At 46.6% G+C, this 16,163-nt stretch carries 8 protein-coding genes; 5 read left to right on the forward strand and 3 right to left on the reverse strand.

Features of this window, described 5'->3' with window-relative positions:
* Positions 1-20 precede the first annotated feature (20 nt).
* Positions 21-1,481, forward strand: coding sequence for a dGTPase (gene dgt, locus AC6IB1_RS02270; RefSeq protein WP_497566174.1), 1,461 nt, complete (start codon positions 21-23; stop codon positions 1,479-1,481).
* Between the two features lie 11 nt (positions 1,482-1,492).
* Here the strand turns inward: dgt and AC6IB1_RS02275 are convergent, their stop codons facing one another.
* A complete protein-coding gene (locus AC6IB1_RS02275; RefSeq protein WP_497566175.1) occupies positions 1,493-2,119 on the reverse strand; it encodes a TetR/AcrR family transcriptional regulator in 627 nt (208 codons plus the stop codon).
* A 148-nt stretch (positions 2,120-2,267) separates the two neighbouring features.
* Between AC6IB1_RS02275 and AC6IB1_RS02280 the strand changes: the two genes are divergently transcribed.
* The 3 genes from AC6IB1_RS02280 (at position 2,268) to AC6IB1_RS02290 (ending at position 11,726) form a co-directional block, all read left to right on the forward strand.
* Positions 2,268-3,359: an efflux RND transporter periplasmic adaptor subunit gene (locus AC6IB1_RS02280; RefSeq protein ID WP_497566176.1), complete on the forward strand. Its 1,092-nt coding sequence runs from the start codon at positions 2,268-2,270 to the stop codon at positions 3,357-3,359.
* Between the two features lie 6 nt (positions 3,360-3,365).
* Positions 3,366-6,452, forward strand: coding sequence for an efflux RND transporter permease subunit (locus AC6IB1_RS02285; RefSeq protein ID WP_497566177.1), 3,087 nt, complete (start codon positions 3,366-3,368; stop codon positions 6,450-6,452).
* Positions 6,453-7,169: 717 nt separating this feature from the next.
* Positions 7,170-11,726 carry an SslE/AcfD family lipoprotein zinc metalloprotease gene (locus tag AC6IB1_RS02290; protein ID WP_497566178.1) on the forward strand — a complete coding sequence of 1,519 codons (4,557 nt, stop codon included), beginning with the start codon at positions 7,170-7,172 and terminating at the stop codon, positions 11,724-11,726.
* A gap of 147 nt (positions 11,727-11,873) precedes the next feature.
* Here the strand turns inward: AC6IB1_RS02290 and AC6IB1_RS02295 are convergent, their stop codons facing one another.
* The gene (locus tag AC6IB1_RS02295; protein WP_497566179.1) at positions 11,874-12,884 is read right to left on the reverse strand and encodes a protein kinase domain-containing protein; all 1,011 of its coding nucleotides are present in this window, start codon (positions 12,882-12,884) and stop codon (positions 11,874-11,876) included.
* A gap of 281 nt (positions 12,885-13,165) precedes the next feature.
* Here AC6IB1_RS02295 and AC6IB1_RS02300 point away from each other — a divergent pair, with 281 nt between their 5' ends.
* Positions 13,166-14,614: an alpha/beta fold hydrolase gene (locus tag AC6IB1_RS02300; protein WP_497566180.1), complete on the forward strand. Its 1,449-nt coding sequence runs from the start codon at positions 13,166-13,168 to the stop codon at positions 14,612-14,614.
* A gap of 320 nt (positions 14,615-14,934) precedes the next feature.
* On the opposite strand, the gene AC6IB1_RS02305 is transcribed toward AC6IB1_RS02300, so the two are convergent.
* Positions 14,935-15,966 (reverse strand): IS630 family transposase, encoded by a 1,032-nt coding sequence (locus AC6IB1_RS02305; protein ID WP_497566181.1) that lies wholly within the window; start codon positions 15,964-15,966, stop codon positions 14,935-14,937.
* Positions 15,967-16,163: the final 197 nt, after the last annotated feature.

Raw genomic sequence — 16,163 nt, forward strand, 5'->3', positions numbered from 1 at the left:
CTTCGACGGTAGGAAACCCCATGTCACACATCGATTTCAGGAAGAAAGTCAGTCTCGCACGCCCCCACCCTTACGGTTCGGATTTACAACGGGCGCTGGAAAGCGATCGCGGGCGCATCATTAACTCCGCCCCGATCCGGCGCCTCCAGCAAAAAACGCAAGTTTTTCCCCTAGAACGAAACTCTGCGGTACGCAGCCGGCTTACCCATTCGATGGAAGTCCAACAGGTGGGCCGTTTTATCGTTCACTCCATCTACGATCGCCTTTCTCCCCAAGACAAAGAGGCATTTGGTCTCAGCAATCTGGAACGTGCCATTGAATCCTTGGTCGAAATCGCCTGCCTGATGCATGACATGGGCAATCCGCCTTTTGGGCACTGCGGTGAAGATGCGATTAATCGCTGGTTCAAAAAAAACCTGAGTCAACTCGAACCAATGAAACAGCTGGCAAGCCAGTTGCCTGAATCAACAATAAACCCGATTATCCATGAACTTTGTCATTTTGACGGGAACGCCCAAGCGATCCGGTTAGTACATTCACTGCACCGCTTTAATCTCACCTACAGCCAGTCAGCCGCTGTGTTGAAATACACCCGACCGGCCACTGAACAACACGATGATGTGCCTGCGGACAAGTCCTATCTCACTAAAAAAGTGGGCTATTACATCACCGAAAACCGCTATGTTTGCGCACTGATGGAAGCGCTAGACATCCAGAAATACTGTCGCCATCCGCTCAGCTACATCATGGAAGCCGCAGACGATATTTCTTACTGTCTGGCAGATCTAGAAGATGCGGTAGAAAAACGGATCCTCTCGCTGGAAACGCTGACCCAACATCTCAAACAAACGTTTATCGAACTGGAGCCTGACAACCGCCCTATTAAAGAAGAGCTTTGTTTTGGCACCCTGCTGGATGACGTTTACCGGCATGCATTGAATGACGAAATCAGCCCCACGCATAAGTTTTTTATTAAACTGCGTGTCGAAATGGTCCATCCTTTGGTGAAACATGCATCAAAACAATTCACCGACAACCTCGAAGCGGTCTATCACGGCAAACTGAACCGTGCGCTGATTGAAGACAACAGCCAGTTTCACGCTTTGGCCAAGGCTTTAAAACAAGTCGCCATTAAGCATGTTTTTAACGATCCTGAGGTCGAAAACCTTGAGCTGCAAGGGTACAAAATCATTGGCGGTTTGCTTGATGAATACCGCCCGTTATTAGATCTGGACAAAGAAGCCTTCCAGGAAATTGTGGGCGGAAAAGGGCGGTGTTACCCAGTCGAGCGCAGGCTGTTTAACAAGCTTTCCCGCAAACATGTGGCAGCCTATGAGGTTGCCCTGAAAGAAGAAGCCGCTATCAGCCACGCCGGACTATGGGAGTTTTATCTGCGCTGCCGTTTACTCCAGGACTATATCAGCGGCATGACCGATCAGTTTGCATTTGATGAATACAAAACCCTGACCGTCAGCGACTAGGGTCAACGACCCTAGAGCCTTTCCGCCGGATAACCATAACCACGCAGAAACAGATCGACACAGGAATACACATAGTTGCGGCGAGTCTTCTCATCCTCGCCAGCATCAAAGCCCAGCATCGCCCAATACACTGCCCGGCCATGCAGCATCAAAAGCAATTGCATCGCCGCATCGACGGTGTCGTCACACAAGGGCAAATCACCTTTTTCCACCAGCCTCTTCAGGTAGCTACTCACACGTTCAATGTTGCGGACAGGCCCTTGCTCAAGAAAAATTCGGGCAATTTCAGGATGGGTATCAGATTGCCTGACTGTGTTTTGGAAGGTGTTCTTGGCTTCTTCTCCCAGCAACATGGTTTGGAATAACCAACCATACTCTCTTAATACGATATGGGCATCACGTGATTCGTGTTCCAGATCCATCTCCAAACCCGCAGAGACACACTTCTCAATAATGCAGGTTTCAAACAACTGATCTTTACTACTGAAGTGGGCGTAAACCGTTTGTTTACTCACATTTGCATGCAGTGCAATTGCATCCATAGAGATGCCATAGCCCTGCTTTGAAAAAAGCTCGACGGCAGCCGAAAGAATTTGCTGGCGCTTCTGTGCTTTCCGCTGCAAATGGTGTGACGCCATAGTGTTCCTTTATTGACAATTGCACATAAAAAACACAAATCAAACTGGACAGTCTAGTTTGATTGATTTATTTTTGTTCTAAATAGACTAGACAGTCCAGTCTAATCTTTTCTAATCCTAGATCCTAATGGATAACGAGAAAATTTCCATGCAAAAGTGCATTCTATGGCTTGCGGTTGCTGTAAGCCTCACATTACTGACCGCCTGTAACACCAAAACCGAAAAAGCCGTAGACGCGCAAGCTCAAAACTTGCCTATCGTCAATGTGTTAACTGTCGATCTCGCTCCCGGTTACCGGGTTAACCGCGAATATGTCGGCACCGTTCAGGCTGGCCAGAGTGCAAGGCTCGGCTTTGAACTCGGCGGAAAAGTGAATGCATTATTGGTTGATGTAGGCGATACCGTCGAAAAAGGCCAGCCACTGATCACACTGGATACCCAGCTGTTAGATACCGAAGCACAGCAATTGGCAGCACAGCTTGAACAACTGAATGCCCAACTTGATCTGGTGAAAACAAACCTCCAGCGCCAACGTCAGTTAAAGAAAAAAGGCTTCAGTGCCGATGCAGAAACTGACTCTCTGATCAGTCAGCGCGATGCCCTGCTTGCCAACGTGCGCCAGCTTCAGGCCTCACTGGCTTCCAATAAACTGCGTCAGGAAAAATCCACTATTTACGCGCCTTATGCAGGCAAAATCAGTGAGCGTTTTGTTTCCCATGGCGACGTCGTAAACATCGGTGCCCCGACCCTGACTCTGCTCGCCGACAAACTGAAAGAAGCGCACATCGGTGTACCTGTCAAATATCTGCAGTCCCTGGCCAATGAAAAAATGGCTAAAGTGCGTGTGGGCGATGACATCTATGATGCCTCACTGCTAAACCCCGGTGCCTCTCTCGACATGCGCTCCCGCACTGTCATTCTACGCTATCTCTTGCCTGAAAATGCCAACGCACTTGATGGTCAACTTGCGTATCTCCAATTCGCCTTCGATACGCCCCACGAAGGATTTTGGATGCCGCTGACAGGGTTAACCGATGGATTGCGCGGCACATGGAATGTCTATGCTGTCGTGCCCGGAGATAACAATCAGCACTTTGTTTCACGCCGTTCTGTTCAGGTTCTTTATGCTGACGATAAAAAAGCCTATGTGTCAGGCGCCATTGCCGATGGGGATAACGTTATCATCGATGGTGTGCACCGCGTGGTCTCCGGCCAGCTTGTAGCCCTGTCTTCGGAGTAGCATTTCATGGAGCAGTTACTCACAAATACCCGACTTCTGGTGCTGTTTACTGTCCTGCTTCTGGTGTCGGGACTTTCCGCACTATCAACCCTACCCCGGGCCGAAGACCCAGCCCTGACAAACCGTTGGGGAACCATTACGACAGTTTACCCCGGTGCCAGCGCAGAACGTGTGGAAGCCCTGATCACTGAAAAGCTGGAAAACGCACTCCAGGCACTGGATGAGATCAAATTGATTGAATCCCAGTCCCGTCCGGGTATTTCCGTGATAACTGTCGAGCTGAATGATGAACTGACAAACACCGAGCCGGTCTGGTCGAAACTGAGAGACAAACTGGGAGACATCTCACCCCGTTTACCTTCCGGCGCCTTGCCCCCATCATTTGATAATGACCATTCGAACGCTTTTACCTACATTACCGCGCTGCAATGGCGCGGCAATACTGAGGCCGATCTCCTCATTCTGGGGCGTTACGCGGAAGAGCTCGCCAAGCGCTGGCGTAACCTTCCGGGTACGGAGTTTGTAGAAACCCACGGTGCACCCGATGAAGAAATCCTCGTCACACTGGATATCGCCTCTACCAGTGTACTCGGTCAATCTGCCCTCTCACTGTCCAATGCGATTTCCGGTGCGGATGCCAAAAGCGCCGCCGGAGAGTTACATAACGACAAAAACCGCTTCCAGTTAGAGGTTTCCGGTGACCTGGATTCAGTAGACCGTGTCAAGCGTGTGCCGGTGGCGATTGGTGACAATGGCTTTTTAGTCAGGCTGGAAGACATCGCCTCTGTCGAAAGATCACAGGCATTGCCACAAACACAGATCGCCTTGATTGACGGAAAACCTGTGGTGTTGGTGTCAGCCAGAATGCAGGACACATTCCGCGTCGATAACTGGACGGCCTCGGCAGATAGATTGCTGGATGCATTTCGCGCCGACTTACCGGAAAACATCACCGTTGTGCCAATCTTCCAACAAGCGGGCTATACCGACATCCGGCTCGCTGAGCTCGTGGACAGCCTGCTTCTTGGTTTTGGTCTGGTGTTGATTGTATTGTTTATTACGCTGGGCTTTCGATCAGCCGTTTTGGTGGCACTCTCGCTGCCTGTTGCGTCAGCCTTTACGTTGGCAATGATGAGTTTTACCGGCATACCGATAAACCAGATGTCTGTTACCGGGCTTATCGTGTCACTTGGGATCATGGTTGATAATGCTATCGTCATGGTCGACACCATCCAGCATTACCGCCAACAGGGAATAAAACGGCTGCAATCAGCGATAAACGCCATCAAACACCTTTGGCTACCTTTACTGGGCTCTACACTGACAACAATTCTGGCCTTCGCCCCTATTTTCCTGATGCCGGGTCCAGCGGGTGAGTTTGTCGGAGCCATCGCGATCACTGTCAGTTTCTCCTTGATCGGTTCATATATTGTCTCGCATTTTCTGGTGTCAGGTTTTGCGGCCAGGTGGCTACCTTCAGGAGAAGAGAACAAACACTGGTATCAGGCTGGCCTGACACTCCCCCGGGTAAGCGGCGCTTTCCGGGCATCTATCCGCTGGACAATCCGGCGATCCTGGCTTGCCATTCCCCTTATACTGGTGGTGCCCGTGTCCGGCTTCTGGGCTGCAAGTCAGTTAACCGAGCAGTTTTTCCCACCTTCTGACCGCGATATGTTTGAGGTACAGGTATATCTGGCACCACAAGCCAGCATTCAATCTACTCTGGCGACAACCCGTGACATTGAAGCGGTAATGGTTCAGCAAGAAGGTATTGAACAGGTTGGCTGGGTAATTGGGGAAAATTTCCCGTCTTTTTACTACAACATGATGGGGCGCCAGCGCGGTGCGCCAAACTTCGCTCAGGCCATGGTGAAAACCACGGATTTCCGCACCGCCAATGCCCTGATCCCAATATTGCAGGACACCCTGTCCAGACGCTTTCCCCACGCACAAATTCTGGTCAGGAAACTGGAACAGGGGCCACCGTTCAATGCACCACTGGAGGTACGTGTGTACGGGCCAAATCTCGACCGCCTTCGCGATATCAGTGAAAATATCCGGTTACTGATGGCCTCAACGCCCAATGTCATTAATACACGAGAGACCCTACAGCCCGGCACTCCGAAAATTTTGGTAGACGTGAACGAAGAAGCCAGCCAGTTAACCGGTATGTCGCTCAGTGATGTCGCCATGCTTCTGAACGCGTCCATGACGGGCATTGTCCAAGGCAGTGTGCTTGAGGAAACGGAGTCAATCCCAGTTCGCGTGCGGGTTGATGATGCATCCCGCACTAGCATCAATGAACTGAATAAACTTCGGCTGCCCCTTGCTGGCAGTGAGGAACAGGCAGATCTGCCAATTTCCGCGATTGCTGATCTGAGTATAGTGCCCAGTCGAGGCGCTATTCCGCACCGTAATGGCGAGCGTGTTAACGTGATTGAAGGCTATATCACTGCCGGCGTGTTGCCACAAACCGCGCTGGATGCGTTCACAACCAAACTCGACAAGGCTGGTTTGCAGCTGCCGCCGGGTTATCGTATCGAATTTGGTGGCGAATCTGCTGAGAGGAATGATTCGGTTAACCAGTTGCTGGCAAACCTAACTATCGTGATCACCTTGCTTATCGCCGTGGTAGTTGTGTCGTTCAATTCTTTCCGGCTGAGCGCAATTATCTTTCTGGTCGGCATGCAGGCGGCGGGATTAGGTTTGCTGTCCGTCTGGGTGTTCGGCTATCCCTTTGGGTTTACTGTGATTATCGGCCTGTTAGGTTTAGTAGGGCTGGCGATCAACGCTTCCATCGTTATCCTTGCTGAACTGAAAGCCAGCCCAGAAGCTAAAGCGGGCGATCAGGAAGCCATTATCAACGCAGTCAGCAGCTGTGGCCGCCACATTACCTCTACCACTATTACGACCATGGGCGGCTTCCTGCCGCTGATTCTGGCGGGAGGCGGATTCTGGCCACCATTTGCCATTGCGATTGCTGGCGGTACATTGCTGACAACCCTGCTTTCTTTCTACTTCGTCCCGGCAGCTTTCAAATTGGCCGTGACTATCTCGCCATTAGACAAACCAAACTCGCTGGAAACGGCATGAAAAATACAGCCACCGTTTTGCGGTGGCTGTATTTTTTCGATAACTCAAATCGTATCCGCAATAGCTAAAATGCAGAAAGAATAGGACTTGCCATTAAACCCATCAGCAGCAAGATTGGAAACATGATCTTAATAATGAACGGTATCCGCATTATCACATCCCTTTTTAATAGCTCATCCTAATCGGTAACGCATTAATGCACTCATCGCTCACCGGTTCTTCATCCAACAACAACGATTGTTAATTATAGACAAAAATCTTTAACAGAATATACAGCACCGCATTCTTTTCAAGACACTTGCTGTACTATCAATTAGTTAGATAAGAAAACCATCTACACTTTCATTCACTTCTGCATTGCTACCGTCAAAATCCCACCGTGTTAGAGAGTGATATGTGCACGTTAATTCAGCCCAAATACAATTACGACAAATTATTACCAAACATGATTAATTCTACCCACTTTTTTCTTTGGACAAAAACGGATAAATTCTTACCAAGAATCTGACTACATTTATTGGCAGACTCACTCTTGATTACAAGTCAAATAAAACCTTCGAAATTTAAACAAAGTCAATTGTTTATGATTTTTTTGAGATTAATGTCATTTTTTTCTCGCATTTATCCGCGTTTTTCTGTACAAAAAGGCCGCTTTTTACGAGTCACATTTTATTTAAAAGCTAAGTAATTAATGCCTTAAGGCTTGAGAGTACATGAATGGTTAGAAAGAAACTCCTTTCCGTTTTAATCGTTGCTGCTCTTTCTGGCTGCAACAACGAAGATGTAAATTTCGTATTTCCTGAAACAGGCACGCCCGAGATCCCTGGGGGAGGTAATGGGGGCAATCCCAATAACAAGATTCCTGGTGAATTCTCTCTTGATGGTAACCTCGTGTTTGGCCCCTCTGTAACATGTAATGGCGCACCCGCAAACCAATTCGAAGTTTTCGCTGAAGAAGCAATTACCTGTTATTACGAGAGCACTCTGCTCGCATCATTTGACAGCATACACAACGATGCATCTTTGCTCACCGGTGAAGAGACCAAACGTGAGCGTCTTACGCTGGCTAATGCTGTTGAGTTCCAAGATCAGCCAGATAAATTGCGTAACGCCACTGCGCTGCTTAAAGCAGTTGCACCCGCTCACGGCAATCAAATCGATATCCAGTTGTCGAGAACACAGGATAAACTGGCTTTCTCGGCCATGTATGAGAATGACTTGAGCCTGTCTAAGGAAGAATTCGACAAACTGCTGGAAGGCAAGCCTGCGGAAGAAAACCTGACGGATAAGCTGCCAAGTACACACGTTCCGGACATTAAGCCTGAGGTGACACCTGGCACATCAACAGATCTCAACGCCAAGTTCGTTGCCGCTAATGCGGAAGAGGCCTATCAATACAAACCGACTGAAACCATTTTGTCGAAAGCGGTCATTACTGATTCTGCCGGGATCCCTGTTAAAGGGTTGTCATATTTCAGCCGTGCCTCCCGCGGGAAAACCAATGAAAATGGTGAATTCGAATTTGTCTGGGGCGACACCATTTCTTTTGGTATCGACACTTTCGAACTCGGTAGCTTCCGGGGCAATAAAACTGCCTTTACCCTGACTGACCTTGGCGAGGAACAACGTGGCCGCAATGCAGAAGCGTTAGTCAAACGTTATGCAGAGAATGCGAACGGCCGCCTGACAATTACTGACAAAGTAGAGAATGTTTTTGCCCAGTACCCGAACGTGATCAATGAAGCCATTTCATTGTCACTGAGCGACAAAGACACCGAACTTTCTTTGGGTAACGGTACAACACAAACAGTTCCTGCTGAATTTGAAAACCAGTTTAAGAGTGGTATTGCCGCCCAAATCGATCAGGCAATTTGTGGCAACTCTTGTGGCAAAACCGATCAAACGCGTTTCTTCTCAGAACCGGTTGTACATACCGCATCGTCAGATACCTCAAACATTCAGGCTGACATCAATAAACTGTGGGGCATCAATGAGGCCGTGAGCCAAGGCTGGAAGCCGGTCGACAAATTCCACGTTTTCACTGACGCAACCAACTTCTACGGCAGTGTGGGTGAAGCACGTGGACAAGCGGCTGTGAATATCTCTAACCGCGCTTTCCCTGTGATGATGGCACGCAATGACCAGAATTACTGGATCCCATTTGGCCAGCCCAAAGCCTATGACGAACGCGGTCTGGCATATATCACAGAAGCCCCCTCTAAGGTGAAGCCGGAGCTGGCTGGGGCAAATACCGCGACCTTTGGCCTGCCTTTTGTCAGCATTGGTGAACTGGGTAAAGGAAAAGTGATGGTAATGGGCAATGCGCGTTACAACTCTATCCTTGTGTGCCCGGATAACTACTCCTGGAATGGCGGAACAACGGCATGTACTGATGGCAAAGATGGCAAAGACATGGAGAACTTTTTCCATAACGTGATTCGCTATCTGACCAATAAGGATGCAAACCAAGGCATCATTAGCCAGAAGATAAAAGTGGGTACCAACATTCCGCATGTGTACTTTTCCCGTGGTGGACAAGTACTCGGGCATCAGATGGAATATAAAATTCATGATGTCTTCAATGTTGAAACGCACCAGCTTTCTAGCTTCACGGGTGTCGATCCAAAAGAGTTCCCGCTGTTGATCCTGAACGGGTTTGAATACAACGGCTGGACGCATGACCCGTATTTGCCACCTCATACAGCAAACACATCACGTCCAAAACTGACACAAGACGATGTCAATGCCCTGATTGACTACGTCAACAAGGGTGGCAGTATTTTGGTCATGGAAACTGTTCGCAGAACCAATAACGCAGGTGAACTCGGCCGTCTGTTAGATGCCGCAGGCATTGCATTTGGCATGGGTGAATCCGTGGTGCCAAATGGAAACGGTCCAAATAACGGATATGCCGACAGAATACGTGCACAGCGCGAGTTTGGTTTCTATGTTATTGAACGCTACCCTGCCGTTGAAGGTGGTGAAGGAAAACAGCCCAAACCACCGTATAACATTGACAAAGACGGCAATGTAACGTGGGATTACATCGAACAAAATAAACCGGACGACAAGCCGAGCCTGGAAGTTGCTCAGTATACTGAGCTAAATGATAAAGGTGAGTCAGTGACTCATAAAGCGTATATCCGGGAAGAGGATTACTTCGTCCGTGACAAACACGGCAAGGTGGACTACGCCAACGGCTACCCTGTTGTTGATACGAAAGGCCTGCGTAAAGCCATTGATGATCTGCTTTCAAAATTTGAAGTTGATGGTAAACGCACTTATGAACTGTGTAAGCTGCCTGATTATCATTACGAAATTAACTGCCTTGAGTACCGTCCAGGTAATCTCATTCCATTAACAGGCGGAATGTATCGCCCTATCTACACCAAACTCGATCTGGGCAGTGAAGAAGCGAAAGCGATGATAAAAGCGGCCGACCTCGGTACCAATATCGAGCGCTTGTATCAACATGAACGCTATTTCCGCACTAAAGGTAAAGAAGGTGAGCGTCTAAGCAGCGTTGATTTAAACCGTATCTACAGCAATATGTCTGTGTGGCTGTGGAACGATCTGGATTATCGCTATGAAGAAGGCCTTGAAGACGAACTCGGCTTTAAGCGCTATACCGAGTTTATGAACTGTTACACCCAGAATAATGGTGCAGAGGGCACAACCTGCCCTGCAGAGTTGGGCACACAGCTTGTTAAGCTGAACATGGTCTACGGACCTGAGCAAGGTGACTATGCTGGGTACATGAACCCGAGCTATCCGCTCAACTATATGGAGAAGCCGCTGACCCGTCTGATGCTGGGCCGTTCATACTGGGATTACGATGTTAAAGTCGATATTCGTCAATTCCCGGGCGAGCCGATCGGCAACAAAAAAGGTGGCGCATCGATAACACTGGATATGACTAACAATACGGCCGCTTACTTTGCAGGCAACCGTCAGGCAACGGGCCAGTGGGCAGTCGCGCATCAACCTTTCACTGTGTCAGTCTCTGGAAACACCTCACCAGTAACGGTGACGGTTGGCTTGCATGACGACCTGACAGGCCGTGAAAAACATGAGCTGGCGCTAAAACGTCCTCCTCGCATGCAAAAGAGCTTTACTGTAGCTGCAAATGAACATAAAACATTCACCGTTCCATATGGTGGCCTGATTTACGTGCAGGGCGGCGGTAGCAATAACGTCAACATCACGTTCACAGGCACGGTTGATGCACCTTTGTACGACAGTAAAAAAGGGATGTGGATTAACGATGCCAGCTCTCCAGCCCCTATCGGTGATGTGGTATCCGGCGCCTTTATTTACTCGGCACCGAAAGCCAACCTGATGGCGTCAAACATCGAAGGCGGTATTCAGAAATTTGCACAGGATCTTGATACCTTCGCCAGTGATTTGAACGAGTTCTATGCGCGTGACGAAGGGAAAGAGGGGAAAGCTAACAAGGCATTTACGCACGCAGACAGACCGAATAACCGTCATGCCTTTGTTAACGATGTGGCAATCAGTATTGGTGCAGCCCACTCTGGCTATCCGGTGATGAATGGTTCATTCAACCCGAACAGTCAAAACATCCCAACCGTACCATTGAACGATTGGCTGATCTGGCACGAAGTGGGCCACAATGCTGCTGAAGCGCCATTCACTGTAGAAGGTGCAACAGAAGTCGCCAACAACCTTGTGGGACTTTACATGCAGCAAAAATACCTTGGCTACATGGCACGCGTAGAACATGATATTCGAATCGCGCCTGATTTTGTCAAAGCAGAGAACGGCCATGCCTGGGGTGCGGGCGGTGCAGGTGAACGTCTGGTGATGTTTGCACAGCTGAAAGAATGGGCAGACACAGAGTTTGATCTCTCTGACTGGTATTCAGAAAGCGAGATCCCAGCGTTCTATTCAGCATCTGATCGTCCAGATATGAACGGGTTTAACTTGTTTAAACTGATGCACCGCCTCACACGGAATGAATCTGAACAAGGTGTAAACCTGAAAGGTGATAACAAGTGTTACAACACAGGACTGGGTAAGAGCGATTCGCTGATGTTGTGTGCATCTTACGCTGCACAAACAGATTTGACAGAGTTCTTCCAAGCCTGGAACCCTGGTGTTGTTGCCAATATCTTGCCAGGTGTTGATACCCCACAATACGATGGCGGTGTTACTAAACAAGGTATTGATGCAGTGAAAGCACTGAAACTTCCGAAGCCGACACGCGATCCGCTGTCGATTGATTCAGTCACTCACCGCACAGAAACAAACTAACTTAACAGGGAGCCTATTGGCTCCCTTCACGTTGCCTGACTAACCCCGCTTCTTTATAGCGGGTTTTTCTTTTGTAAACCTTCGTATTTCGTGGCTATTTTCCTTGAGGTGCCATCAAAGCCTTTGCACCTCTTGTCTATGCCTTTATTATTGTTCGACGTTTCCAAAAGCTTGATAAATTAACTGACAGACCGCCTCTTTGGCCTCATCAAAGGCACTTACCTTGTCCGGGTTCATCATTAGCTCTCCTTTAAGTTGCATACCTATAGTGTTAAGAGAGGTTTCAATACTCACGTTAGTATTTCTACACGTTTTGATAATGCTGTGTAAAGGCTTATGTTTTTGTTTGATCGCCACAGCAGGCTGGTAGTTCATTGATGCCATAGATGGAACGAGTACATTTCGAGCAACCGTTTCTATAGGTGAGTTTCCTTTGCAACAAAATACATAATCAATATCCTTAAATCTGACTTTTTCGAATCTTTTACCTGCCTGCGCACGCCCAAAATCAATAATTTTCATTAACATAGTTTTTTGGTCTTTTTCTTGCAGGATCAGTATGTTTTCTTTGTGCAAATCATTATGCGACACTTTATTTACATAGAGTGTTTTTAAAATATCCACAAGCTGACGTGCTAATGACTGACATTGCTCCATGCTCACCCCTGATGATAAAACATCAGACAACATGCTCGTTTTTATACTGCTGTCATACACCGCAAATGTTGCATACTTACCTGACTGCATTAGACCTTCAGGGAGGCCTTCTTTTGTTTGTAGAGACACAATATTCTTCAAGTCAAGCTTATCTTCACAATAGAGTGCTAACCCTTCCTCTTTGATAAAATCCTGCTGCCCTGTTTTTGTTTTTGCACATAGTACACCGCTATCAAGGTTTTTATCTTTATTCACCCCTCCATCCATAAACCTCATGCTGTTTAAATCTTCATTGGAAAGCTGTATTTGTTTCCTGTGGTGTTCTATTTTTTGAGTTAATCTCCGGGTAGCGGTTAAGCTATAACCAGGCATGCTAACTCTTGGTTTCTCTCTGGTGTGTTTTATTTTTTTCAATTCCAATGAGGATGTCGCTACACAACTAGTTACACCCATATTTGTTGTAGTGTAACTGCCAACTGCTTTACTGTTGAATAATGGCATGTGCTCTCCGTTCACTTTTATCTTTTAATGTGATCTTAAACATAAATTAACCTAAATGTACCCAACTGACTGTTTACTTTCCTTAACTTTTCCTCCCAAAGATAAAAACTCAACACCCATTGTGCTTAACAATCCCACCTCTATCATTATTGACGGGAATTTTCACGCCTCTTCAAAAATCATAATTTATCATGGGAATTCAAATCATGTTTTTTCATGAATAAGATCCTTTAAAATCAATGTATTTTTAAGGTTCATTTAAACATCACCGAGTATAAAAAATGCCTTCATTAGCAACAGCAACGATTACAACACCAGTAGCGACAGCCGCATCTCTTTACAGTACTTTACCAATAATAACTCATAACACCCTACCAGTAACAAGTGTAAACTCAAAAAAGTCATCCAATCAAGAAACTATTAATAAGCTATTATGCTCAGAAGAAAGACAAAAAATTAAAGATGCCCTAGCCGCAGTACCTGAAAATGTTGATGCATCAAGCCCTGAATTGAAAAAATTATTGGAAGCCAGGAAGGAATATTCACAATGCTCATTCAAAGAAGCTGAGTCAACGGCAGACCCAAAGCTCAAGGCTAAGCTGTTACAAGAGGCTTTATTTAATAACAATGATGGCGGAAGGGAAAATGATTTTAAAATAAGAAATTTAATAAATCAAACATATACAAAGTATGAGAAAGAATTAACAAAAGCAGAAAAATTAGATCTAACTCTCGCCAGAAAGATAAATACCGAAGCAAGATACCAATCTAGAGTAGCTCGAGGTAAAGATGCTCAAGCACAAAAGCTATGGGATTCTGGCACTAGAGGGAAGGTTACCGTAGATGGTGTTGATACCGCCTATCACGTTGTGAAAGCAGCAAGCAGTAGGGGTGAGCATCATCCTCTTGTTGTTATCGCCCCAGGAAGAGGGGAGCCGATGGAAAATTACATGGAAATGGTTTCCGAATTGAATGCAGCCAATAGAGATGTAATCGTCGTCGGCTTTACTGGTAATGGCGATGTTGGTCATCCTGGGCATTTAGAAGATTTCTCAGACACCACAAAAGGATTAGCACAAATTATAGCACAAAGAAATGACATTACTGGTGTTCAGCATAAGTCTGTTTCTATTATTGCTCACTCAACCGGAGCAACGACGGCTACCCGGTATTGCGAGGGAGATCCAAAAGACCCTGCAGTTAAGCAAATGGTTTTGATAGCGCCTTTGTTTGAAATTAAAGCTTCATATACATCCCTCTTGGCTGCTAGAGTCGCTGATATAATTTTAGACACGGCCGAGTCTGTGACGAACACACTAATATCGCCATTTACTGATCGTCGAGTCAATTTGGACGCCATACATATTGCTAATAGAGACAGTTATTACGATGGCAATGATTACACACAATCATTACCTAGATACAATCAACTCGTAAAAGTAAGAGATAAGCATAAAACAATGCCACCTACTGTTAGCTGGGTTCATGAGGCGCAAAAGGCTACTCACCTTGCATTAAAAGATGCAGATAAATTAAAAGACGAAAATATAGACATCTTAGTCTTTATGGCAGGGAAAGATGGCGTGGTAAAAAATGAAAAAACCCGTGAATTTATAGAAAAATCTAACGCAAAAGGCATTATGATTGAAGGTGCTTTGCACTCTTTAGTGCAAGAAGCAGACTCTTATCGTGCTCCAATGATGCAAAAAATACTGAAATTCACCAGATAACATAAAGTTGTAAAAATTCTGGTGTGTTTAAGTAATAAACTTTAAATACAAATACTCAGTTCAATATAGATGCCTCATGAATTATGAGGCATCTTTCTGTGACAGAAAGCAATTGATCATTATTCAAATAACCACTATCACCACTCAACACAACCAACGGCATATTGCAATAAAAAGAGACTGAAAAGCATCATATTTTCATGCCGTCATAACCCGCAAGTACCCCTGTTTGCACGTTATTCTCCATCAGCCAGCAATCCTGTTCATGACCGATATGGGTAATAATAAGCGCTTTCGGTTGGAGGTTTTCATATACCCATTCAACTTGAAGATGCAGGATTGAGCACTTGAAAATTATCATTTATACGAGACGCTAAAGAGCCTGCGATTTGTGGAAGGATCACAGTGAAAAATCGGCCAATAGCCACTTCAAAATCCCGTTTACTTTTGAAATAGACATTGTTCCTTACCTGCTCGTTCATCACTTTCCAAAGCCGTTCTATCGGATTGAGGTTGGGACTGTAGGGCGGTAAATAGTGAAGCTCGATATTCAGCACAAAGGCGGCGTCTTTTACTAAGTCGCTTCGGTGATACCCTGCACCATCCAGAATGAGGTGGAGCTTATGCGTCAGTGGGTAGCTTTCTCTCAGCTTGCACAAAAACCTAACGATATTTTCGCTGTTGATGCTCTCGTAATTATCGATAACAGTGCGGCCAATCTCAGAGAGATTTAATGCACCCACTATGTTGAGGCGACTGCGGCTTCCCGTGGTTTCAATCGCTTTGTCCTGCCCAGTACGTATCCAGCCATGAGAGAGTTTGGTGGCCTGAGTGGGATGAACCGCATCCATGAACAGGATAGTTTCCTCTTTGCCGCAGCTGGACTTAAGTGCCTTGTAGGCTTCGACAAATTCTTGCTGTTTAGCCTCATCAAACCTGTGAGGGACACCTTTAGGCTTTTTATAGCTAAAACCGTGGTGATGCAGCCACTTGTTCATGCCAGCGACGGTATAGCAGACGCCGAATTGCGCCAGAACATAGGCAACAATCTGGTGAGTATGGTGATAGGTCACCTCTGTCAAGTGCTCGATGAGCGCCATCGTCTGTGAAGCCGATAAGCGACTGCTGGACCCACCATTTTCAGGTTTGAGTTTCTCGGACTGCGCGTAATCGTGAAGGTGACGGAGAACGGTGGTTTCATGAATACGCAAGGCTTGGGAAATCATGGCAGTACTCCAACCTTCAGAAGCAAGCAGTACCGCTTTAATGCGGTCACGCACTCGACCATCACGCGTTTTATCGTGCTGGTTTTCGAGTTCATGTTTTTGCTTGTAGGTCAGAGTCACTTTCATGGGGCGTAGCATGATCCTCATACCGATGAAAATCAAGCATCTTCAATGATCACGGGTATAAAGAGAGTATTAAGGTGTATCAATATGCTGATCTTCAGTCAGGGTTTTCAATTCTACCTCCCTGTTATCCCTCACATTTTCTCTGACGGAGAATAAAGGTCATCCTTGTACAAAGAATAAGACACCTTTGCAGCTCA

Source organism: Grimontia sp. THUN1695, assembly GCF_059704325.2.